This window comes from Streptomyces sp. TLI_053, from assembly GCF_900105395.1.
In the GTDB taxonomy this organism is placed as follows: Bacteria; Actinomycetota; Actinomycetes; order Streptomycetales; family Streptomycetaceae; genus Kitasatospora.
Window position 1 is genome coordinate 6211053 of record NZ_LT629775.1, and the last position, 22880, is coordinate 6233932.

A 22880-nucleotide genomic window follows, 5' to 3' on the forward strand; every position below is an offset into this window, starting at 1 on the left:
GCGCCCGTACGCCTCCTGACGCTCCGGACGGCGCCCGCCGCAATCGGCCGAAACCCGCTGACAGGCCCGCGCCGGTCGGACACCGCCACCGCCCCGGCCGTCGACGCCGACCGGGAGCGCTGGATATGGTCGGTCCCCATGGCTGGCAGACCGCCGGGCACACCGCCCCAGACGACTGCGACGAGGCCCGGCGCCGCACCGGCGTCCGACCCCGTGACGGCCCGGTTGCGCAAGAGGCTCCGCCGGGTCCGCCGAAGGCTGCGCACCGCCGCCGTCGACTGGTTCCGCGGCGGCGCCGCCGACTGGCCGGTGCTCTGCGCGCTGTCCCTGCTGGTGCCGCTGCTGATCGTGCTCAACGTCCGCTGGCCCGCCTGGGCCCCGCCCACCGCGCTGGTCCTGCCGATCCTGGCGGCCGCCCTGCTGCTGCGCCCCGGCTCACTGGTGGTGCTGTACGCGCTCGCCGCGCTCGGACTGTCCGCCGAGTCGGTCATCCACACCGGCCAGCGGGTCGCCAGCGACCATCCCGAGGCCTACACCTACGGGGTCACCCCCGGCGCCGCCCTGGTGGTCGGCGCGGCCGGGGTCGGCGGCCTGCTGCTGGCCCAGTTCCGCAGCCGGGTCGGCGTGCCCTGGTGGGGCGGTTCGACGATGCTCTTCGACCTGCGCGAGCGGCTGCGGGTGCAGAGCCGGGTGCCCCGGCTGCCGGAGGGATGGCACGCCGACATGGCGCTGCGCCCGGCCGGCGGGCAGTCCTTCTCCGGCGACTTCGTGGTCGCCGACCGCACCGGCCCGGGCCGGCGGGTGCTGGAGGTGGTCCTCGCGGACGTGTCCGGCAAGGGCATGGACGCGGGCTCCCGGGCGCTGCTGCTCTCCGGCGCGTTCGGCGGCCTGCTCGGCTCGCTGCCCGCGCACGACTTCCTCCCGGCCGCCAACGGCTATCTGCTGCGGCAGTCCTGGGAGGAGGGCTTCGCGACGGCCGTGCACCTGGTGCTGGACCTGGACACCGGCGAGTACGAACTGCTCTCGGCCGGGCACCTGCCCGGGATGCAGCGGCTGGCGGGCGCGGGCCGCTGGGAGACCAAGGAGGCCCTGGAGGGCCCGGCGCTGGGCATCTACGACGGCGCCAAGTTCGAGGGCGTGCGGGGCCGGCTGAACCGCGGCGACGTCCTGATGCTGTGCACCGACGGCATGGTGGAGGCGCCCGGCCGGGACCTCTCCGAGGGCATGGACCGGCTGATGGGCGAGGCGGACCGGCTGGTGCCGGGCGGCGGGCCGGGAGCCGGCGGCGGCTCGGCGTCCCGGCTGATCGAGACGGTGGCCCGGGACATCAACGACGACCGCGCCGTGCTGCTGCTCTGGCGCGACTGAGCGGCGCACCGGACCCGGCCCGGACCGGCGGCCCCGGCCCCCCGGCCGGTGGCACGTGCCAAGGGCAGCTGCTGTCAAGCCCCGGAGCTGATCTTCGGCCAATTCCTCCGCTCCGGAGGCGGAGCGGACCTGCCGGTTCCGGTCAGGTCCGCCGAACGTTTCCCGGCCGCTCAGCGGCACCCCGCCGACGAATCGTCAGGATGTCTCGACTATCGTCCCGGTCGGCGGAAACTCGTCTCGCATCGCAGGATGTCGGCGTTCGACAGACAGTCAGACCTTTACGCAATCGGCATGGTCGACCACACTGAGTCCGGGCGGGACTGTTCAGGATTCGGGGGATGGGGGGCGTCACATGCGGCACGACGGACACCGTGCGGCCGTGTCGGGCGGCCCTCCCTCCGGCTTCGACGTGCCGGACGAACTGCTGTTCCGCCTCGGGACCGTCGGACAGGCCGGGGTCCGGCTTCACAGGGGTCGTCAGCCGGTGGCGCCCCGCTATGAAACGAGGAAGTGAGTCCGGGTGGCACTCTCCGTCTCCGCGCTGGTCCTGTTCGGCATCGTCTGCTTCATCTTCATCCGCCAGAAGCAGCTCAAGACCGGGCACTTCATCCTGGCCGCCCTGTTCGGCTTCATGCTCAACCAGAGCACGGCCGCCAAGCCGATCCAGGACTTCCTGAGCCAGGTCGCCAAGTCCATCTCCGGCATCGCCAGCTGATCCGCGGCCGCCGGCCCTCCGCGGCCGGCGAACCGTTCACCGGTCCGCGCGTCTCGCCTGCCGCCACCGGGCGAACAGGCCCTGCGGGCGTGCCGCCGCCACGGCCGCCGGCCGGGCCGGGTCGGCCCCACCGGCGGCCGCCGACGGGGCCGACGGCTCCGCGTGGGCCGTCAGCAGCACGAACAGCCGCGCCCAGCAGAGCCGTTCGCCGCGCGGCCAGTCCAGCGCGCGCAGCGCCGCCGAGGCCGCCTCGCTGACCTCGCCGTCGACCCGGACCTCGGCCACGTCGTCCCCCGCGCGGCCGCCGAGGAACAGCTTCACCCCGTGCGGCCGCCGCCCGCCCGGCCCGGACAGCTCCGCCAGCAGCGCGGGCGCCAGCGCCGGCACCACCCGGTTCCCGGCCAGCCAGGCGGCCAGCCGCTCGTTCCCGAACCCGAACACCGCCGCCGGGCCCTGGACGGCGTGCCAGCCCGGCAGTTCGGGGTGGTCCGCGTGGTCGCCGTGCGCGCCGCGGCCCTCCCGCAGCTCGACCAGCGCGCTCGCCGTGGTGGTCGCCCACATCCGCACCGCGTTGTCGAGCTTCTCCTCCTCGGTCTTGCCGAGGCCCGCCGTGCAGTCCCACACCACCGGCGCGTCCGCACGGCCCAGCTCCAGCACCCAGCCGAGGTCGACGTGACCGGGGCCCTCGCCGTCCTGGTGCTCGCGCACCGCCACCGCCGTGGTGCCGGGACCGCGCACCACCTCCCCGTCGGCGGTGAACACCTGCCCGAGCCGTGCCATCTCCCGGACGACGCAGCGCTGTATGACGGCCAGTCGGTCCTGCGGGCGCACGGGGACTCCTAGGCTCGGGGCTTCGAATCGTCTCGAACTGTCGTCTGCCCGTCGAACTGCTCTCGAACGCCGCCGAGGCTATCGGCCCGGAGGCCCCCCGGGAAACCGCCCGGGCACGCCGCGGCCGGGGCCGGACCGGCCCGGCGGTGCCCGCGGCGGGGGACCGCTCGCTCCGGTCGCGGGAATGTCACTGATGCCCCACTTTGGGTAGCGGACACCACTGGCACCGCCTGGAGAACGCCGCATGCCCCGCACCGCCCCGAAACCCCCGCCGGCACCGCTGCTCACCCCGGACGCCTCCGGCCTGGTCGCCGAGATCGAGGCGTACCTGGCCTCGCTGCCCGCCCCGGCGCGCACCCCGGCGCCCTACCTCCCGCCGCGCGGCGGGTCGTACGTCTGCCCGTTCGGCTCGGTGCTCCGGCCCTGGTACGCCGACCACGCCCCGCCCCGCGCCACCCTGCTCGACCGGGTGCTGCGCCGCCCGGCCCGACCCGTACCGGTGACCGCCGCCGAGCACCTCGCCCTCGCCTCCCGCTACATCACGGCACACGGATGGCTGCAGGGCGCGATGTGGGACGGGGCCGGCCGGGTCTGCCTGCTCGGCGCCCAGGCCGCGGTGCTCGCGCACGGCTACGGCACCCCGGCCACCGTCCGCACCGCCCGGGTCCAGCTGATGGAGGTGCTGCACGCCACCGGCCGCCGGGTCGGCTCCCCGGACGAGTTCAACGACCGGCCCTCCACCCGCCAGTCCGACGTGCACCGGCTGCTGGAGCGGGCCGCCGCCCGCGCCGCCCGGCTCGGCCTCTGAGCGTCCCGCGCCGTCCCCCACCGGGCCGCACCGCACCGCGAGGTCGCGCCCGGTCCCGCACCGCACGGTCCCGCACCGCACGGAGCCGGAGCGCCGGCGCACGGTCCCGGACACGCGAACGGCCCCGACGGATGCTCAGCATCCCTCGGGGCCGTTCTGTGGAGCGGGCGACGAGAATCGAACTCGCGTGACTAGTTTGGAAGACTAGGGCTCTACCATTGAGCTACGCCCGCGCGATCCCCCGGCCGTCACCGGACGGAAGGTCGGGAACAGCGTACCTGGTCCGGTCGGCTGCGCGCACACCCCATTCCTGTGAGAGCCCCGGAATATCTCGCCGACCGGGCAGGGCCCGGCGTGTACGCTTCCTCTCGGCACCACGGGGTGTGGCGCAGTTTGGTAGCGCGTCCGCTTTGGGAGCGGAAGGCCGTCGGTTCGAATCCGGCCACCCCGACTGAGTGCGCAGGGTCTCGCCCACGGCGGGGCCCTGTTGTCGTTGGCGCCCGGGCCGGCCCCTTCCCGTCCTCCCGCTCCTCCCGCGGCGCGGCGTTCCGCGCTGTTCCGCGGCGTTCGCCGGAAAGAGTGCCGCACGCCACACTCCGGGCGTCCGCTCCCGGGCGCCGCCGCCTCCCCGATCGCCCGCGAACAGGCCGGAAAGGCCCCGGAACGGCCCCGAGGGGGCGGTGACGGCGGCGCCCTGGCGTCCGCCTTTCGTGGTACCGGTAGGATGGGGCGCTGGCGGTAGTCCCTGTGGCGTCAACCCAGGCCGACCGCACGAGGGCGAGGAGTCACGCTCACCGTCCACCCCCCACGGGAGATGCAGCTCCAACCGCCCATCGCCCGTCTCGCCCGACTCGACCGAACCGGCCCCGGCCGGCCGTCCGGGGAGGGCGCAGGCAACCCGACCGCAAGCCCCATAGGAGACCCAACCGTGAAGAGCGCCGTCGAGACTCTGAACCCGACCCGGGTTCGACTCACCGTCGAGGTGCCCTTCGAGGAGCTCAAGCCCAGCCTCGACGCGGCGTACAAGAAGATCAACCAGCAGGTCTCGGTCCCGGGCTTCCGCAAGGGCAAGATCCCGAACCGGGTCATCGACCAGCGCTTCGGCCGTGGTGCCGTGCTGGAGGAGGCCGTCAACGACGCCCTGCCGCGCTTCTACACGCAGGCCGTCGACGAGGGCAAGATCGAGGTCCTCGGACAGCCCGACATCACCAACATCGAGGGTGTCGAGAAGCTCGCCGATGGCGGCGACCTGAAGTTCACCGCCGAGGTGGACATCCGTCCGGAGATCACCCTCCCGGACTTCTCGGCCATCGAGGTCACCGTCGACCCGATCGTGGTCTCGGACGAGGACATCGACAAGTCCCTGGAGCAGCTGCGCGAGCGCTTCTCCTCGGTCAAGGACGTCGAGCGCGCCGCGGCCGCCGGTGACACCGTGGTCCTCGACCTCGAGGCCAAGGTCGACGGCGAGGTGCCGGAGGACGGCACCGCGTCCGGCGTCAGCTACGAGATCGGCTCGGGCCGTCTGATCGACGGCATCGACGAGGCCGTCGTCGGCCTGGAGGCCGGTGGCACCGCGACCTTCACCACCGAGCTCAAGGGCGGCACCCAGGCCGGCCAGACCTCTGAGGTCACCGTCAAGGTCACCGCGGTCCAGGAGAAGGAGCTGCCGGAGCTGGACGACGAGTTCGCCCAGCTGGCGAGCGAGTTCGACACCCTGGAGGACCTGAAGGCCGACTCCCGCAAGCGCCTCGAGCGCATGAAGGAGTACGACCAGGCCACCCAGGCCCAGGAGAAGGTGCTGGACGCGCTGCTCGGCCTGGTCGAGATCGAGTTCCCGGAGAAGCTCCTCAAGGACGAGATCGAGACCCGCAAGCACAACCTCGAGCACCACCAGCTGGAGCCGATGGGCCTCACCCTGGCGAGCTACCTGGAGACCCAGGGCAAGTCGGAGGAGGAGTTCCTGGCGGAGACCGAGGAGCAGGCGAAGAAGGGCATCAAGACCCAGTTCGTCCTGGACCAGATCGTCGCCGACGAGGAGCTCAACGTCTCCCAGGAGGAGCTGACCGAGCACCTCATCCGTCGTGCCGCCGGCTCGGGCCTCACCCCGGACCAGTTCGCGCAGCAGGTCGTCCAGGGCGGCCAGGTTCCGCTGCTGGTCGGCGAGGTCGCCCGCGGCAAGGCGCTGGCCACCGTGGTCGAGGCCGCCAAGGTCGTCGACACCGAGGGCAACGAGGTCAACTTCGACGACGACGAGGCCGACGAGTCGGCCGAGACCGTCGAGGCCCCGGCCGCCGAGGCCGAGGCCGAGGAGAAGACCGAGGCCTGATCGCCCCGGTAGTCCCCGCTCGACCCGAGCCGCGACAGCGGGCCCGGACGCCGCACGGCGTCCGGGCCCGCTGCGTTGCGGCCGCGAACCCTGCGCTCACAGCGAACAGTTCTGCGTGAGGGATTCTGCGGCCCGGCCTGCGCGTTAGGGTCCATGGACAGCAACAATCACGACGTGATACCCGGAAGCTGTGCGACACCGTGACGGCCGTGGAGCGACCGTCCAAATCGACTGAGCAGGTGGCTAAGTGACGTACCCGCAGATGCAGATGCCCGGCCCGATGGCGCCGCACGCCGCCGCTGGTGACGTGCTCGGCGGCCTCGGCGACCAGGTCTACAACCGGCTGCTCAACGAGCGGATCATCTTCCTCGGTCAGCAGGTCGACGACGACATCGCCAACAAGATCACCGCTCAGCTGCTGCTGCTGGCCGCGGACCCGGACAAGGACATCTTCCTCTACATCAACTCCCCGGGCGGCTCGATCTCGGCCGGCATGGCGATCTACGACACCATGCAGTACATCAAGAACGACGTCGTCACGATCGCGATGGGCATGGCGGCCTCGATGGGTCAGTTCCTGCTGACCGCGGGTGCCAAGGGCAAGCGCTTCTCGCTCCCGAACGCCAACATCCTGATGCACCAGCCGTCGGCCGGTCTCGGCGGTTCGGCCACGGACATCCGGATCCAGGCCGAGCAGCTGCTGCGCACCAAGAAGCGGATGTCCGAGCTGATCGCCTTCCACAGCGGCCAGTCCTTCGAGCAGATCACCCAGGACTCCGACCGTGACCGCTGGTTCACCCCGGAGGAGGCCCTGGAGTACGGCCTGATCGACGCGATCATGCACAGTGCCGCGGACGTCCCCGGCGGCGGCGGCACCGGCGCCTGAGCCCCGCCCCGGGCCCACGAGACCACAGCCACAACGCTCCGGAGGACCAGAACACCCATGAACATCCCCAGCCTGTCGGCCGCCAAGGCCCGCGTCGAGGACATGCGAGCGGAGGGCCGCTACATCGTCCCCCGCTTCGTCGAGCGCACCTCCCAGGGCATCCGCGAGTACGACCCGTACGCCAAGCTGTTTGAGGAGCGCATCATCTTCCTCGGCTCCCAGGTGGACGACGTCTCGGCCAACGACATCATGGCGCAGCTGCTGTGCCTGGAGTCGATGGACCCGGACCGCGAGATCCAGATGTACATCAACTCGCCCGGCGGCTCGTTCACGGCCCTGACGGCCATCTACGACACCATGCAGTACGTCAAGCCCGACATCACCACCGTCTGCATGGGCCAGGCGGCCTCGGCGGCGGCCGTGCTGCTGGCGGCGGGCACCCCCGGCAAGCGGATGGCGCTGCCGAACGCCCGCATCCTGATCCACCAGCCCTACACCGAGACCGGCCGCGGCCAGGTCTCGGACCTGGAGATCCAGGCCCGGGAGATCTTCCGGATGCGCGAGCAGCTGGAGGAGATGCTGTCGAAGCACTCCAACAAGTCGGTCGAGGAGGTTCGCGACGACATCGAGCGCGACAAGATCCTCACCGCCGAGGAGGCCGTCGAGTACGGTCTGGTGGACCTGGTCATCTCGACCCGCAAGGCCTCGCTGACCTCCTGAGGCCAGCACCCCCCGCGGCGCCGTTCCCGGGCCGCGGGGGCCGGGGGCGGGGCGCGCGACCGGTTCGCGTGCCCCGCCCCCGGCACACCGGTGACTGCTCCGACGGCATCTGTTCGGTATCAATTCGCCCAGGGCGTAGGGCAGACCCGGCGAAGAGGGCGGAATCGACGGCTCGGCAGAGTACCGTCGGACAGCGAGACCGATCGCCGTCGGCGTCGTCGGTCCACAGCACCAGGCCCCGGAAACCCCGCGGGGCCCCTGGCGAAGGGGAAGCACCTCGTGGCACGCATCGGAGACGGTGGCGACCTGCTCAAGTGCTCGTTCTGCGGCAAGTCGCAGAAGCAGGTGAAGAAGCTGATCGCCGGCCCAGGCGTGTACATCTGCGACGAGTGCATCGACCTGTGCAACGAGATCATCGAGGAGGAGCTCGCCGAGACCTCCGAGGTGCGCTTCGAGGAGCTGCCGAAGCCCCGCGAGATCTACGAGTTCCTCGACCAGTACGTGGTCGGCCAGGACCTCGCCAAGAAGGCGCTGTCGGTGGCGGTCTACAACCACTACAAGCGGGTCCAGGCCGGTGAGGCCGGGCGCAGCGGCGGGAACGGCCGCGAGGACGCCATCGAGCTGGCGAAGTCCAACATCCTGCTGCTCGGTCCGACCGGTTCCGGCAAGACGCTGCTGGCGCAGACCCTGGCCCGGATGCTGAACGTGCCGTTCGCGATCGCGGACGCCACCGCGCTGACGGAGGCCGGCTACGTCGGCGAGGACGTCGAGAACATCCTGCTCAAGCTGATCCAGGCGGCGGACTACGACGTCAAGAAGGCCGAGACCGGGATCATCTACATCGACGAGATCGACAAGGTCGCCCGGAAGAGCGAGAACCCGTCGATCACCCGGGACGTCTCCGGCGAGGGCGTGCAGCAGGCGCTGCTGAAGATCCTGGAGGGCACCACCGCCTCGGTGCCGCCGCAGGGCGGGCGCAAGCACCCGCACCAGGAGTTCATCCAGATCGACACCACCAACGTGCTGTTCATCGTGGGTGGCGCGTTCGCGGGCCTGGAGCGGATCATCGAGGGCCGCGCGGGCGCCAAGGGCATCGGCTTCGGGGCGAACATCCGCTCGAAGCGGGAGCAGGACGCCAGCGACCACTTCCGTCAGGTGATGCCGGAGGACCTGGTCAAGTTCGGCATGATCCCCGAGTTCATCGGCCGTCTCCCGGTGATCACCAGCGTGCACAACCTCGACCGCGAGGCGCTGCTGCAGATCCTCACCGAGCCGAAGAACGCGCTGGTCAAGCAGTACCGCAAGCTCTTCGAACTCGACGGTGTGGAGCTGGAGTTCTCCCGGGACGCGCTGGAGGCCATCGCGGACCAGGCGATCCTGCGCGGCACCGGCGCGCGCGGTCTGCGGGCCATCATGGAGGAGGTGCTGATGTCCGTGATGTACGAGGTCCCCTCGCGTCAGGACGTCGCCCGTGTGGTGGTGACCGGGGACGTCGTCTCCAAGCACGCCATCCCGACCCTGGTGCCGCGCGACATGATCAAGCGGGAGCGGCGCGACAAGAGCGCCTGAGACCTCTCCGGCCCGCCGGTCCGTCCTGCGGACCCGGGCCGGGACCAGGGCCCCGGTGCCGCCCCGCGGCGGCGCCGGGGCCCTGGCGTGCGCGCCCTTCCGGGCCGGTCCGGGAGTCCGGGGAGTGAAAGGCGTTCGTAACCGGGTTCCCGGGTTACGTAAACTGTCCGTCGTGACCGACACCACGAACCAGCGCCCCGCGAGCACGCCCGCAGGGGACGACGCAGCCACCCTCCCGACGACCTACGCTCCGGCGGACGTAGAGGGCGAGCTGTACGAGCGCTGGGTAGAGCGCGGTTACTTCACCGCCGACGCCACGAGCGACAAGCCCCCGTTCACCATCGTCATCCCCCCGCCGAACGTCACCGGCTCGCTGCACCTGGGCCACGCCTTCGAGCACACGCTGATCGACGCCCTGGTCCGCCGCAAGCGGATGCAGGGGTTCGAGGCGCTGTGGCAGCCCGGTATGGACCACGCCGGCATCGCCACCCAGAACGTGGTCGAGCGCGAGCTGGCCAAGGAGGGCAAGTCCCGCCACGACCTGGGCCGCGAGGAGTTCGTCGAGCGGGTCTGGAAGTGGAAGGCGGAGTCCGGCGGCCAGATCTCCGGCCAGATGCGCCGGCTCGGCGACGGCGTCGACTGGTCGCGCGAGCGCTTCACCATGGACGAGGGCCTGTCGCAGGCCGTCCAGACCATCTTCAAGAAGCTCTTCGACGACGAGCTGATCTACCGGGCCGAGCGCATCATCAACTGGTGCCCGCGCTGTCTGACCGCCATCTCGGACATCGAGGTGGAGTACCAGGACGACGACGGCGAGCTGGTCTCGATCCGCTACGGCGAGGGCGAGGACTCCATCGTCGTCGCCACCACCCGGGCCGAGACGATGCTCGGTGACACCGCGGTCGCCGTCCACCCGGAGGACGAGCGCTACCGGCACCTGGTCGGCACCGAGATCGAGCTGCCGCTCACCGGCCGCCGGATCCCGATCGTCGCCGACGAGCACGTCGACCCGGAGTTCGGCACCGGCGCCGTCAAGGTGACCCCGGCCCACGACCCGAACGACTTCGAGATCGGCCAGCGCCACGGCCTGCCGAACATCGCGGTGATGGACGAGCACGCGGTGATCACCGCGCACGGCCCGTTCCTGGGCCTGGACCGGCTGGAGGCCCGCTCGGCGATCGTCGCCGCGCTGCGGGCCGAGGGCCGGATCGTCGCCGAGAAGCGTCCGTACGTCCACTCGGTGGGCCACTGCTCGCGCTGCAAGACCACCATCGAGCCGCGGCTGTCGATGCAGTGGTGGGTCAAGGTCGGCCCGCTGGCCCAGGCGGCCGGCGACGCGGTCCGGGACGGCCGGGTCAAGATCCACCCGCAGGAGATGGAGAAGCGCTACTTCGACTGGGTGGACAACCTGCACGACTGGTGCATCTCGCGCCAGCTGTGGTGGGGCCACCGGATCCCGGTCTGGTACGGCCCGAACGGCGAGATCGTCTGCGTTGGCCCGGACGAGCAGCCGCCGACCGGCGAGGGCTGGCACCAGGACACCGACGTCCTCGACACCTGGTTCTCCTCGGGCCTGTGGCCGTTCTCCACGCTCGGCTGGCCGGAGCGGACCGAGAGCCTGGCGAAGTTCTACCCGAACTCCGTCCTGGTCACCGGCTACGACATCCTGTTCTTCTGGGTCGCCCGGATGATGATGTTCGGGCTCTACGCGATGGACGGCACCCCGCCGTTCCACACCATCGCGCTGCACGGCATGGTCCGTGACCAGAACGGCAAGAAGATGTCGAAGTCCTTCGGCAACGTGGTCAACCCGCTGGACTGGATGGACAAGTACGGCTCGGACGCGCTGCGGTTCACGCTGGCCCGCGGCGCCAACCCGGGTGTCGACGTCCCGATCGGCGAGGACTGGGTCCAGGCGGCCCGCAACTTCGCCAACAAGATCTGGAACGCGACCCGGTTCGCGCTGATGAACGGCGCCACCGTCGAGGGCCCGCTGCCCGCGGCGGAGGAGCTGACGGCGGCGGACCGGTGGATCCTGTCGCGGCTGAACAGCACCGTCGCCGAGGTGGACGCGCTGTACGACGACTACCAGTTCTCGAAGCTCTCCGAGGCGCTGTACCACTTCGCCTGGGACGAGGTCTTCGACTGGTACGTGGAGCTCTCCAAGACCACCCTGGCCAAGGGCGGCCCGCAGGCCGACGCCGCGCGCCGGGTCCTCGGCGAGGTCCTCGACATCACGCTGCGGCTGCTCCACCCGATCGTGCCCTTCGTCACCGAGACGCTGTGGACCACGCTCACCGGGGCCGAGTCGCTGGTCGTCGCCGACTGGCCGCAGGACAGCGGGTTCCGCGACGCCGGCGCCGAGGCGGAGATCGCCACCCTGCAGCGGGTGGTCACCGAGGTGCGCCGGTTCCGCACCGACCAGGGCCTCAAGCCGGGCCAGCGGGTCCCGGCCCGGCTGGACCTGGACGGCACCGTGCTGGCCGTCCACGAGGACGCGATCCGCTCGCTGCTGCGCCTGACCGTGCCGGAGGACGGCTTCGCGGCCACCGCCTCGTTGCCGGTCGCCGGTGCCACGGTGGCGCTGGACCTGTCCGGCACCATCGACGTCGCGGCGGAGCGCAAGCGCCTCGCCAAGGACCTCGCGGCGGCCGAGAAGGAGAAGGCCCAGACCGCCGGCAAGCTCGGCAACGAGGCGTTCCTCGCCAAGGCGCCGGACGACGTGGTCGCCAAGATCCGGACCCGCCAGGAGGCCGCCGAGGCCGACATCGCCCGGATCACCGCCCAGCTCGCGGCACTGCCGCAGGGCTGACGCGCCGACGGCTCCCCGGAGCCGTCGCCCGGTCCACCAGGAGCCGCACCCCGCCGACGCGGGGTGCGGCTCCTCCGCTTTTCCGGATGTCGGCTGATCGGGAGTCCCAATAGCCCAATTCGTTGCTCCCTTCCGGCGAATATTCATCCTGGACCGGGTGAGGCCCTATTCCGCCCGAATCGATTCCTGTCTTGCCCGCGCGGTTTCGCGGAATTTCGCAGGTCGGATGTGTACGGTGTGCTTCGAGTTCCGGACAGTGAGGGACGACGGGAGGGCATGGGCGTGGTGGTGGTGACCGAGGTGTCGGCCGACGAGCTGCCTGCCGAGGCGGTCGAGGAGGCCAAGGCGCGCGCGGCGACCCTGCTGCTCGCCTTCCGGCACGGCAACCAGCTCGCGTTCGACCACGCGCTGGACCGGCTGCTGGACGAGCACGTCGAGCGCGAGGTGACCACGCTGCTCACCTGGATCGCCGCCGAGGCGGTCCGCAAGGCCTACGCGCCCGAGGTGGGCGACCGGGTGCTGCGGTCGATGGCCCGGCGGGCCCCGCGCGACACCGGCGCCGTCCTCGTCGACGAGGACGGCGTGGACGCGGCCCGGCTGATCGAGGCGGTCGCGGCCGGCGAGGTGACGGAGGTCCGGGACCTGGTCGCGGCCACCCCCGACACCACCTTCCTGCTCGGCGGGCTGCTCCAGGGCGTGGCGATGATGCTGCCGCTGCTGCCGGACGGCGAGCTGGCCGAGATCACCGCCGAGCTGCGCCGCCGCCACGGCGGGGTGCCCGCGGGCGTGCCGGAGGCCCGGGCCGGGGTCTGACCGGCTCGGGCCTCCGGCCCCGTCGGGGGCGGGTCCGCGCGCGGGTTACGGCATCGCGTGCAGGTGCGAGCCGACGGTCGAGGCGATGCCGCCGCCGGCCTTGGCGTCCCAGTTGGTCGACCAGGTCATGGCCCCGCCGATGCCGGGCCACTTGGTGTCGGGCTTGAAGCTGCCGCAGTTGGTGCCGGCGGCCAGGCAGTCCAGCGCGTTGTTGACCACGCTCGGGCTGACGTAGCCGCCGCCGGCCGCGCTGGTGGAGGCCGGCACGCCGAGTCCGACCTGGTCGGGCCGCAGCCCGCCCTTGAGCTGGATGCAGGCCAGGCCGGTCAGGAAGTTGACGGTGCCCTGGGAGTAGACCTGCCCGTCGCAGCCCAGCATCGCGCCGGAGTTGTAGTACTGCATATTGACGATGGTGAGGATGTCCTTCACGTTCAGCGCCAGCTTGAAGTACTCCGCGCCGGTCGACTGCATGTCGATGGTCTGCGGCGCCATGGTGAGCGTGAAGCCGGATCCGGCCTTCGCCGCCAGGGTGTGCAGGGCCTGGCCCATCCAGGTGGAGCTGACGCCGTTCTCCAGGTCGATGTCGACGCCGTCGAAGCCGTAGGTCTGCATCAGCGACCAGGCGCTGTTGGCGAAGTTGGTGGCGGAGGCGGAGCTGTTGACGGACACCGTGCCCTTCTCGCCGCCGACCGACAGGATCACCTTCTTGCCGGCCGCCTTCTTGGCCGCGATGTCGGCCTTGAACTGCGCCTCGGTGTAGCCGCCGAGCCGGGAGGAGAGCGTCGGGTCGAGGGCGAAGCCCAGACCTCCGGGCGTGCCGGTGGCCTCGGCGAAGGAGACCGCGATGATGTCGTACGCGGCCGGGACGTCGCTGATCCGCTGCACGGTGGCGCCGTTGTCGAAGTTCTGCCAGTAGCCGGTGAGCAGGTGCTTCGTCGGCGGCCGGGGCGTGGTGGCGGTGGGGGAGGGGGTGGTGGTGCCGGTCGGCGTCGGGCTGGCCGTGCCGGTCGGGGTGGGGCTGGTCGCGGTCGGGGAGGGCTTGGGGTCGCCCGGGCCGAGCAGGGACACGTCGTCGGCCAGGAAGGCCGGCTGCCCGTACCAGCCGTGCAGGTAGACGGTGACGCTGGTGGTCGAGGCCCCGGTGGTGAACGTGGTGCTGAGCCTGGACCAGCCGGTGCCGCCGGGGGTCCAGGTGCTCGGGTCGGTGCCGCCGGTGCCGCGGGCGCCGAGGTAGACGTACGAGCCCTGGACCCAGCTGCTCAGCGTGTACGTCGAGGAGGGTCTGACGGTGACGGTCTGGGTGCACTCGCCGGTGGCGCTGCCGCTCGGGGTGGAGCGCAGCGCGCCGGTGCCGGAGTGGACGGTGGTGGTCTCCGGCGCGCCGGCCGCGCAGGTCCAGCCGTTGAGGCGGTTGGCGTCCTCGAAGCCGCCGTTGGTGACGAGTTCGACGTCGCTGGGGGCGGCCTGGGCGCCGGCGCCGCCGGCGAGGACCAGGCCGCCGAGGCCGAGGGCGACGGCGGTGGCGCCGGCGAGCAGCGAGTGGACGGCGCGCGGGCGCCGGTGTGAGGCAGGTGGCATGGCTCCATCTCCGGTGGGGGAGGCCGGCGGTCCTCGTGGGGGAGGGCTGTCCGGGTGTCGACGGATCTGTGTGCGGGAGCTACCGACAACACAAGTCCCTGTCGGGGGAGGAGACTTGCCTTCACAAGGTGGAGTAGACCAATTCCGCTGTCAAGAGGGCCTCCGGCCGGGCGGCCCCGGCGGGTCAGGCGGCCTGCGGCAGTGCGGCGGGCCCGTGGGCGAGCCGGGCGGTCAGGTCGGCGATCCGGGCGGAGGCCAGGCCGTCCCCGTAAGGGCTGGGGGTGCCGGCGAGCCGGGCGAGCCGCTCCGGGGCGTCGGCGAGCCAGGTGCGGGCGAGTGCGCCGAGTTCGGCCCCGGGCTCCACCAGCGCGGCGAAGCCGGTCTCGACGGCCTCGGGCCGTTCGGTGGAGCGGCGCACGACCAGCAGCGGGCGGCCGAGCACGGTGCACTCCTCCTGCACCCCGCCGGAGTCGGAGACCAGCAGCGCGGCGTGCCGGGCGAGGCCCAGGAAGTCGGCGTAGCCGACCGGTCCGGTCACCGTGAGCCGGGCCAGCAGGCCGTCCAGGGCGAAGCGCTCGACGGCGGCCCGGGTGCGGGGGTGCATCGGGAACAGCACCGGTGTGCCGGCCCGGGCGATCCGGTCGAGTTCGGCGAGGACGGCGCCGAGCGCCTCGGCGGTGTCGGTGTTCTCCGGCCGGTGCACGGTGGCGAGGACGTAGCCGTCCTCGGCGAGGCCGTGCCGGGCGAGCAGGCCGGCCCGCTCCCCGGCGTCGGGCAGCGAGCGGCGGACCACCTCGACGACGGTGTTGCCGGTGAGCGCGATCCGCTCCTCGTCGAGGGCCTCGGCGCGCAGGTTGGCGGCGTTGTCGGGGGTGGCCGCGCACAGCAGGTCGGAGACGTGGTCGACCATCACCCGGTTGTGCTCCTCGGGCATCGCCCGGTCGAAGCTGCGCAGTCCGGCCTCGACGTGGACGAGCGGGATCTCCCGGGCGTTGGCGGCGAGGGCGCCGGCCAGGGTGGCGTTGGTGTCGCCCTGGACGACCACGGCGGCCGGGCGGTCCTCGGCGAACGCGGCGTCGAGCTGGCCGAGGGACTGCGCGATCTGGCCGGCCCGGGGGCGGCCGCCGACACCGGTGAGCAGTTCGGGGCGGGGCAGGCCGAGGTCGCGCAGGAAGCGGCCGGACATCGCCTCGTCCCAGTGCTGGCCGGTGTGGACCAGTCGGGTGGCGGGGCCGAGTTCGTGGATCAGCGGGGCGAGCTTGACCAGCTCCGGGCGGGTGCCGAGGACGACGGCGACGCTGCCGGGGGCGAGCGGGCGGGCGGCGGACCGGGGGGCGGGGCACAGGCTCATGGCGGTACGGCTCCGGGGGGCTGGGTGCGGGTGCGGGGCTGGGTGCGGGGCAGCGGGCTGCCTGGCTGCCGGGCGGCGGGGGAGGGAGGGCGTCGGCGGCGCCCTCGGTCAGGACTCCAGGGCGGTGGGGGCGCCGACGGCGACCTTCTCGGCGTTGCGCCGGGTCTTGGCCCAGCCGTTGCGGCCGAGCAGCATCCGGACGGCGGCCCGGGTGGCGACCACGAACAGGTGGTAGGCGTAGAGCCAGACCAGCAGGCCCCAGAGCAGGCCGGTGAGCCGGCTCCGGTCGGGGCGGACGAGCCGGCGGTAGGTGGGGCCCCAGAAGACCATCGGCAGGGTGGCGAGCACGAAGGCGACCGCCATCCAGGGGCCGTAGGTCAGCTGGAACTCGGCGGTCTCCTCGGGGAAGAGCACCAGCCCGGCCCCGGTGATGGCGAGCGACAGCGGGGTGAGGACGACGAGCAGGACGCAGACCACCGGCTGGAGGAAGGTGTACAGCACCTCGGCCTTGCCGGCGGGCCGGTAGTGCGGCGAGCGCAGCACCCGGCCGGTGTAGCGCAGGCACTGCATGTTGCCCTGGGCCCAGCGGGTGCGCTGGGTGAGGAAGCGGCGCCAGGAGACCAGGGCCTCCTGGGAGACGTTGGTCTCGGTGACGTGGGTGAGCCGCCAGCCGGCCAGCCGCAGGTCGAGCCCGGACTCGTAGTCCTCCAGCAGGGCGCGCTCGGGCCAGGGGCGGCCGTCGCGGCCCTCCTCGGCGGTGAGCGAGTCGAGGGCGGTGAGCCGGACGAACTGGCCGTTGCCGCCGAGGCCGACGCTGCCGGTGCGGCGGCGCAGCAGCTGCATGCCGGCGTTGTTGGCCTGGAACTCGACGTCCTGCATCCGGACCAGGGCGCGGGCGAGGGCGTTGGCGAGCCGGCCCCGGCCGGCCAGCGGGCGCGGGTCCTCGGCGTTGCGCATCCGCACGCCGATCTGCACGGCGCCGGTGTCGGGGCGGCCCATCGCGTGCTCGTTGCCGACCTGTTCGAGGGTGCCGGGGTCGAGCTGCCCGTCGGCGTCGACGACGCCGAGGACGACCCGGGAGCGGTCGGTGCCGGGCGGCAGCGAGGCGGAGATCTCCCGGTAGGCGGCGTTCAGGGCGGCGCCCTTGCCGATCCGGGCGTGCGGGCGGCGGCGCTGGACGAGGTGGATCCGGGGGTCGTGCCCGGCGGCGGCGAGCACCAGGTCGCGGGTGGCGTCCTCGCTGTCGTCGTCGATCACCCAGAGGTGGGCGGCGGGGGCGACGGCGCGCAGTCCGGCCAGGGTCTGGGCGATCACCGCCTCCTCGTCCCGGCAGGGGACCATCAGGTGCCACTGGAACGCGGCGGGGTCGCCGGGGCGGGCCGGGCGGTTGCGCCGGAAGGCGTGCCGGGAGCCGGCCCAGTAGACCAGGAAGCGGCCGAACACCAGGGCCATGTAGAGCACGAGGGCCAGCGAGATCAGCCCGGCGAGCTGGACGAAGCCGTCCCGGCGCAGCTCGAAGAATTGGCGCAGGGCGTCGGGCATGGCGCGGTGCTCCTCATGATCAAAGGCGATTTGTCTCCCTGGGATGCGAATCAATGCTTCATTGCGGTCTGATATCGCCAAAACGATAGTAAACGCAGAAAACGGCCAACTCGGGCAAAGTGGTGGTTCTCACCCCGTCGGGAGCGGCGCCGCGCGCTCCGTAGACTGTGGACGTGAGCGACAAGGCCGACCCGAACCCGTACACCCTCCGCCCCGCCGACGGCAGCCCCGCCGACGCCCTGCGCGAGGTCGAGGTGGAACTCTCCGAGCGCTGGCCGGAGAACAAGCTGGAGCCCTCGCTCGACCGGATCGAGGCGCTGATGGACATCCTGGGCCAGCCCCAGCGGTCCTTCCCCTCCATCCACATCACCGGCACCAACGGCAAGACCTCCACCGCCCGGATGATCGAGCAGCTGTTCGGCGTCTTCGAGCTGCGCACCGGCCGCTACACCAGCCCGCACGTGGAGAGCGTCACCGAGCGGATCAGCCTGGACGGCGCCCCGATCACCCCCGAGCGGTTCGTCGAGGTCTACCGCGACATCGAGCCCTACGTGCGGATGGTCGACGAGCGCGAGCCGGTCGCGATGTCCTTCTTCGAGGTGCTCACCGGCATGGCCTACGCGGCCTTCGCCGACGCGCCGGTGGACGTCGCCGTGGTCGAGGTCGGCATGGGCGGCTCCTGGGACGCCACCAACGTCATCGACGCCGGGGTCGCCGTGATCACCCCGATCGGCCTCGACCACACCGACAAGCTCGGCGGGACCACCGGCGAGATCGCGGTCGAGAAGTCCGGGATCATCAAGTCCGACGCCGTCGCGATCGTCGCCCAGCAGCAGCTCGACGCCGCCCGGACCATCCTCCGGCGCGCGGTCGAGGTCGACGCCACGGTCGCCCGCGAGGGCATGGAATTCGGCGTCGTCCGCCGCGAACTCGCGATCGGCGGCCAGCTGGTGACGCTGCGCGGGATCGGCGGCGAGGAGTACGAGGACGTCTTCCTGCCGCTGCACGGCGAGCACCAGGCCCAGAACGCGGCCCTGGCGCTGGCCGCCGTCGAGGCGTTCTTCGGCGTCGGCGGCGCCCGCGGCGGACAGCTCGACGTCGACAAGGTCCGCCAGGGCTTCTCCGGCGTCAGCTCCCCGGGCCGGCTGGAGGTCGTCCGGCGCAGCCCCACCATCCTGCTGGACGCCGCCCACAACCCGCACGGCGCCCGCGCCACCGTCACCGCCATCGGCGAGTCCTTCGGCTTCACCCGGCTGGTCGGCGTGATCGGCACCAGCGGCGACAAGGACGTGGCCGGCCTGCTGGAGGCCTTCGAGCCGCTCCTCGCCGAGGTCGTGATCACCCAGAACTCCACCCACCGCGCCATGGACGTCGACGAGCTCGCAGCCCTGGCGGTCGAGGTCTTCGGCGAGGACCGGGTCCAGGTCGAGCCCAGGCTCGACGACGCCATCGCCGCCGCCGTCACCCTGGCCGAGGAGGAGGGCGACCTCGGCGGCGCCGGGGTGCTGGTCACCGGATCGGTCATCACGGTGGGCGAGGCCCGCCTGCTGCTCGGGAGGAAGTGACGATGAGGACGCTCTGCTCCTCGACGCTGATCGGCGAGGCCCTCGTGGTGCTCTTCGCGGCCCTGGTCGCGATGCAGCTCACGGACGTCTCCCACGGCGCCCTGTGGACGGTCAGCGGCATCGCCATGGTGCTGTGCGTGCTGCTCTGCGGCATGATCACCCGCCCCGGCGCGGTGGCCGTCGGCTGGGCGCTGCAGCTCGGGCTGATCGCCAGCGGCTTCGTGGTGCCGACCATGTTCGTGCTCGGCGTGATCTTCGCCGGCCTCTGGTGGTGCTCGGTGCACTACGGCCGGCGGATCGACGAGATCAAGGCCGCCCGCACCGCCGCCGCGGCCGCCTGAGACGCCTCCGGACCGGGTCCTGGGCGTTCGCTCACGCAAGGTAACCTCTGCGGTAGTCGCACGGCGCACGCGGAACAGCACGTGCGTGCCGGTCCGCGTGCGTGCCGATCCGTGCGTGCGCCGATTCCCGTGTCCGCGCCGAAACCCGATTTCCCCAGGAGACGCCCCGTGTCCCAGCGCACTCTCGTCCTGCTCAAGCCCGACGCCGTCAAGCGCGGCCTGGCCGGCGAGATCATCAGCCGGATCGAGCGCAAGGCCGGCTGGCGGCTCGCCGCCGCCGAGCTGCGCACCTTCGAGCGGGCGACGCTGGAGCAGCACTACGCGGAGCACGTCGGCCGCCCGTTCTACGAGCCGCTGCTGGAGTTCATGACCTCCGGCCCGTCGATCGCCCTGATCGTCGAGGGCGAGGAGGTCGTCGCCGGCATCCGCATGCTGGCCGGCGCCACCAACCCGCTGGAGGCCGGGGCCGGCACCATCCGCGGCGACTACGCGACCATCACCCGCGAGAACCTGATCCACGCCTCCGACTCGGTCGAGTCGGCCGAGCGCGAAATCAAGATCTTCTTCCCCGCCCACGCCTGACCGCGCGGGCACCGGGACCTTCGGGACGCCCCGGCCGGGACCATTGGCCCGGCCGGGGCATTCTTATCGGGAAATAGGGAACCAGGCCCTCCGACACGGCGTCCCAATGCCCTGAGAAGCGATCACGCCCCGGACAATGGACGGCGTGCCCCGGGTCGACGTCCGTGCCGAACGGCGTGACTACGATGGACGCGACTCAAGGGCCCGGTAAGGCAGCTCAGCTGGTCGCCGCCCGTCTGCGGGCGCACACCGTCCACCCCACATGACTCCGAGCCCGGGAAGGCACCCACACCCCATGGCGAGCAACCTGTCGTTCATCGGCCGCGACCTGGCGATCGACCTCGGAACTGCCAACACGCTGGTGTACGTCAGGGGCAAGGGCATCGTTCTCAACGAGCCGTCCGTCGTCGCGGTCAACACCAACACCGGCGGCATCCTCGCCGTCGGCTCCGAGGCCAAGAAGATGATCGGGCGCACCCCCGGCAACATCGTGGCCATCCGCCCGCTCAAGGACGGCGTCATCGCCGACTTCGAGATCACCGAGCGGATGCTGCGCTACTTCATCCTCAAGGTGCACCGCCGCCGCTTCCTCGCCCGCCCCCGGGTCGTCGTCTGCGTCCCCTCCGGCATCACCGGCGTCGAGCGCCGCGCGGTCATCGAGGCCTCCCTCCAGGCCGGCTGCCGCCAGGTGCACATCATCGAGGAGCCGATGGCCGCCGCGATCGGCGCCGGCCTCCCGGTCCACGAGCCCACCGGCAACATGGTCGTCGACATCGGCGGCGGCACCACCGAGGTCGCCGTCATCTCGCTCGGCGGCATCGTCACCGCCCAGTCCATCCGGGTCGCCGGCGACGAACTCGACAACGCCATCGTCCAGCACATCAAGAAGGAGTACTCGCTGCTCCTGGGCGAGCGCAGCGCCGAGCAGATCAAGATGAGCATCGGCTCCGCCTTCGGCCTGGAGGGCGAGAAGGACGAGCACGCCGAGATCCGCGGCCGTGACCTCGTCAGCGGCCTGCCCAAGACCGTCGTCATCTCCGCCGCCGAGGTCCGCGAGGCCATCGACGAGCCGGTCAACTCGATCATCGACGCGGTCAAGACCACCCTCGACCAGTGCCCGCCCGAGCTGGCCGGCGACGTCATGGACCGGGGCATCGTCCTCACCGGCGGCGGCGCCCTGCTCCGCGGCCTGGACGAGCGGCTGCGCCGGGAGACCGGCATGCCGATCCACATCGCCGAGAACCCGCTCGACTCCGTCGCGCTCGGCTCCGGCAAGTGCGTCGAGGAGTTCGAGGCACTCCAGCAGGTACTCGACGCCGCACCGCGCCGTTAGCAGAACCGGAACACCAGCCGAACCGACGGGTCCCCGCCCGGGTCCACAGCCCGGGCCGGCGGACCAGGGGCACGAAGGGGCAGTACCAGCACCGTGAGGGACACACGAGAGAGCCGGCTGCTGCTCATCCTGCTGGTGGCCGTCGCGTTCGCACTGATCACCGTCGACATCAAGGGCGGCGAGAGCTCCCCGCTCGGCGGCGCCCGGCGCGCCGCCGCCACCGTCCTCGGCCCGGTCGAACGCGGTGCCGCCAGCGCGGTCGACCCGGTCGCCGACACCGTCCGCGCCTTCCGCGACGCCGCCTCCAACAGCGGCCGCACCGACCAGCTCGCCCGCGAGAACACCGAACTGCGGCAGAAGCTGGCCTCCTCCGACATGGCGGGCGCACGCACCAAGCAGCTCGACGACCTGCTGCGCACCGCCGGCGCCGGCGGCTACACCGTCAAGGCCGCCCAGACCATCGCGATCGGCCCGGCCCAGGGCTTCTCCTGGACCATCACCATCGACGCCGGCAGCGACGACGGCCTCACCCGCGACATGACCGTCGTCAACGGCCAGGGCCTGGTCGGCCGGATCACCACCGTCGCCCCCACCACCGCCACCGTGCTGCTCGCCTCCGACCCCGGCTTCACCGCCGGCACCCGGTTGGAGGGCACCGGGGAGATCGGCTTCGCCGCCGGCGGCGGCACCAGCGCCATGAAGGTCTCCCTGCTCAACGGCAAGGCCCAGGTCAAGGAGGGCGACCGGCTGGTCACCTTCGGCTCGCAGAGCGGCCGCCCGTTCGTCCCCGGCGTCCCGGTCGGCCGGGTCGTCCAGGTCGAGGCCACCCCCGGACAGCTCACCAAGACCGTCCTGGTCGAGCCCTTCGTCCAGTTCACCCGGCTGGACCTGGTCGGCGTCGTCGTCGTCCCGCCCCGCACCGACCCGCGCGACGCCGTCCTGCCGCCCGCGCCGGCCGCCCAGGGCCAGGCGGCCCCGGCCGCGCCCGCCGCCCCCGCGGTGCCCGCCGCGCCGGCCGCCGCCGCCCCGCCCGCCAAGCCCACTGGGGGGAACTGAGCCATGCGCCTCGCCCGCATCCCCGTCTCCGCGATCCTGATCCTGTTCGGGCTGCTGCTCCAGGTCAGCGTCTTCGGCCGGCTGCAACTGCCCGGAGCGACCCCGGACATACTGCTGCTCGTGGTCGTCGGCCTCGCCCTCGTCTACGGACCCACCGGCGGCTGCCTGGTCGGCTTCGCGGCCGGCCTGCTGGCCGACCTCGCCCCGCCCTCGGACCACGCCATCGGCCGCTACGCCCTGGTGCTCTGCCTGATGGGCTACGCCGCCGGACTGCTGCGCCCCGAGCACGGCCGCCAGCGCTCGGTCTCCAGCGCGCTGCTCGTGGTCGCCGGCGCCGCGATCGCCTCCACCCTGCTGTACGCGATGGTCGGCGCCCTCGTCGGCGACACCGCCGCCCGGCACGTCGGACTCGGCCAGCTCGTCGTCACCGCCCTGCTCTACGACCTGCTCCTCGCACCCTTCGTGGTGCCCGCCGTGATGCTGGTCGCCCGCCGCTTCGGCAAGGACCCGCTGTCGGTCGCCGAGGACGACGAGGGCGGCCCCGGCCTCGGCAGCCTCAGCCGCTACCGCACCACCCGCGAGGCCACGGCCGGCCCGGCCTACCGCAAGAAGCGCCTGCTCGGCGCGGGAAAGCGCCCGTAGCCCGGCCCCGACCAAGCCCGCCCGCCCTGTTCAGTTTTGGAG

19 protein-coding genes and 2 tRNA genes are annotated in these 22880 nt (G+C 72.3%); 16 read left to right on the forward strand and 5 right to left on the reverse strand.

Going from position 1 to position 22880, the window contains the following annotated elements; translation table 11 throughout:
* The first annotated feature begins 225 nt into the window (after positions 1-225).
* Positions 226-1368, forward strand: a complete 1143-nt coding sequence (locus tag BLU95_RS25655) for a PP2C family protein-serine/threonine phosphatase (protein ID WP_093865126.1) — start codon at positions 226-228, stop codon at positions 1366-1368.
* A 520-nt stretch (positions 1369-1888) separates the two neighbouring features.
* The gene (locus BLU95_RS25660; protein ID WP_030397386.1) at positions 1889-2083 is read left to right on the forward strand and encodes a hypothetical protein; all 195 of its coding nucleotides are present in this window, start codon (positions 1889-1891) and stop codon (positions 2081-2083) included.
* Between the two features lie 36 nt (positions 2084-2119).
* On the opposite strand, the gene BLU95_RS25665 is transcribed toward BLU95_RS25660, so the two are convergent.
* Positions 2120-2914, reverse strand: coding sequence for a DUF6348 family protein (locus BLU95_RS25665; RefSeq protein WP_093862055.1), 795 nt, complete (start codon positions 2912-2914; stop codon positions 2120-2122).
* Between the two features lie 244 nt (positions 2915-3158).
* Here BLU95_RS25665 and BLU95_RS25670 point away from each other — a divergent pair, with 244 nt between their 5' ends.
* Positions 3159-3722, forward strand: coding sequence for a DUF6197 family protein (locus BLU95_RS25670; protein ID WP_093862056.1), 564 nt, complete (start codon positions 3159-3161; stop codon positions 3720-3722).
* A 159-nt stretch (positions 3723-3881) separates the two neighbouring features.
* On the opposite strand, the gene BLU95_RS25675 is transcribed toward BLU95_RS25670, so the two are convergent.
* Positions 3882-3955: transfer RNA gene (locus BLU95_RS25675), tRNA-Gly, on the reverse strand.
* A 144-nt stretch (positions 3956-4099) separates the two neighbouring features.
* Between BLU95_RS25675 and BLU95_RS25680 the strand changes: the two genes are divergently transcribed.
* The 7 genes from BLU95_RS25680 to BLU95_RS25710 all read left to right on the forward strand — a co-directional run bounded on the left by BLU95_RS25680 (position 4100) and on the right by BLU95_RS25710 (position 12848).
* Positions 4100-4173: transfer RNA gene (locus BLU95_RS25680), tRNA-Pro, on the forward strand.
* Between the two features lie 477 nt (positions 4174-4650).
* On the forward strand, positions 4651-6048 hold the full coding sequence (gene tig / locus BLU95_RS25685; RefSeq protein ID WP_093862057.1) for a trigger factor: 1398 nt from the start codon (positions 4651-4653) through the stop codon (positions 6046-6048).
* 268 nt (positions 6049-6316) lie between these two features.
* Entirely contained in the window at positions 6317-6934 is a 618-nt protein-coding gene (locus BLU95_RS25690) for an ATP-dependent Clp protease proteolytic subunit (protein WP_376096046.1), read from the forward strand.
* A 57-nt stretch (positions 6935-6991) separates the two neighbouring features.
* Positions 6992-7654 carry an ATP-dependent Clp protease proteolytic subunit gene (locus BLU95_RS25695; RefSeq protein WP_045941984.1) on the forward strand — a complete coding sequence of 221 codons (663 nt, stop codon included), beginning with the start codon at positions 6992-6994 and terminating at the stop codon, positions 7652-7654.
* 279 nt (positions 7655-7933) lie between these two features.
* On the forward strand, positions 7934-9223 hold the full coding sequence (gene clpX / locus BLU95_RS25700; protein WP_030397392.1) for an ATP-dependent Clp protease ATP-binding subunit ClpX: 1290 nt from the start codon (positions 7934-7936) through the stop codon (positions 9221-9223).
* A gap of 172 nt (positions 9224-9395) precedes the next feature.
* A complete protein-coding gene (locus tag BLU95_RS25705; protein WP_093862058.1) occupies positions 9396-12035 on the forward strand; it encodes a valine--tRNA ligase in 2640 nt (879 codons plus the stop codon).
* Positions 12036-12272: 237 nt separating this feature from the next.
* Positions 12273-12848: a hypothetical protein gene (locus tag BLU95_RS25710; RefSeq protein ID WP_159424995.1), complete on the forward strand. Its 576-nt coding sequence runs from the start codon at positions 12273-12275 to the stop codon at positions 12846-12848.
* A 45-nt stretch (positions 12849-12893) separates the two neighbouring features.
* Here the strand turns inward: BLU95_RS25710 and BLU95_RS25715 are convergent, their stop codons facing one another.
* The 3 genes from BLU95_RS25715 to BLU95_RS25725 form a co-directional block, all read right to left on the reverse strand.
* Positions 12894-14426: a chitinase gene (locus BLU95_RS25715; protein ID WP_093862060.1), complete on the reverse strand. Its 1533-nt coding sequence runs from the start codon at positions 14424-14426 to the stop codon at positions 12894-12896.
* 184 nt (positions 14427-14610) lie between these two features.
* Positions 14611-15777 (reverse strand): non-hydrolyzing UDP-N-acetylglucosamine 2-epimerase, encoded by a 1167-nt coding sequence (wecB, locus tag BLU95_RS25720; protein WP_093862061.1) that lies wholly within the window; start codon positions 15775-15777, stop codon positions 14611-14613.
* A gap of 108 nt (positions 15778-15885) precedes the next feature.
* Positions 15886-17229, reverse strand: a complete 1344-nt coding sequence (locus BLU95_RS25725; protein ID WP_093865128.1) for an XrtP-associated glycosyltransferase — start codon at positions 17227-17229, stop codon at positions 15886-15888.
* Positions 17230-17492: 263 nt separating this feature from the next.
* On the opposite strand from BLU95_RS25725, the gene folC reads away from it, so the two are divergent.
* The 6 genes from folC to mreD all read left to right on the forward strand — a co-directional run bounded on the left by folC (position 17493) and on the right by mreD (position 22838).
* Positions 17493-18884 carry a bifunctional tetrahydrofolate synthase/dihydrofolate synthase gene (gene folC / locus BLU95_RS25730; protein ID WP_093865129.1) on the forward strand — a complete coding sequence of 464 codons (1392 nt, stop codon included), beginning with the start codon at positions 17493-17495 and terminating at the stop codon, positions 18882-18884.
* A gap of 2 nt (positions 18885-18886) precedes the next feature.
* Positions 18887-19225 (forward strand): DUF4233 domain-containing protein, encoded by a 339-nt coding sequence (locus BLU95_RS25735; protein ID WP_030397399.1) that lies wholly within the window; start codon positions 18887-18889, stop codon positions 19223-19225.
* A gap of 168 nt (positions 19226-19393) precedes the next feature.
* Entirely contained in the window at positions 19394-19807 is a 414-nt protein-coding gene (gene ndk, locus BLU95_RS25740; RefSeq protein ID WP_030397400.1) for a nucleoside-diphosphate kinase, read from the forward strand.
* Between the two features lie 307 nt (positions 19808-20114).
* Positions 20115-21140, forward strand: a complete 1026-nt coding sequence (locus BLU95_RS25745; protein ID WP_030309693.1) for a rod shape-determining protein — start codon at positions 20115-20117, stop codon at positions 21138-21140.
* A 93-nt stretch (positions 21141-21233) separates the two neighbouring features.
* Positions 21234-22196 (forward strand): rod shape-determining protein MreC, encoded by a 963-nt coding sequence (gene mreC, locus BLU95_RS25750; RefSeq protein ID WP_093862062.1) that lies wholly within the window; start codon positions 21234-21236, stop codon positions 22194-22196.
* 3 nt (positions 22197-22199) lie between these two features.
* Positions 22200-22838, forward strand: coding sequence for a rod shape-determining protein MreD (mreD, locus tag BLU95_RS25755; protein ID WP_093862063.1), 639 nt, complete (start codon positions 22200-22202; stop codon positions 22836-22838).
* Positions 22839-22880: the final 42 nt, after the last annotated feature.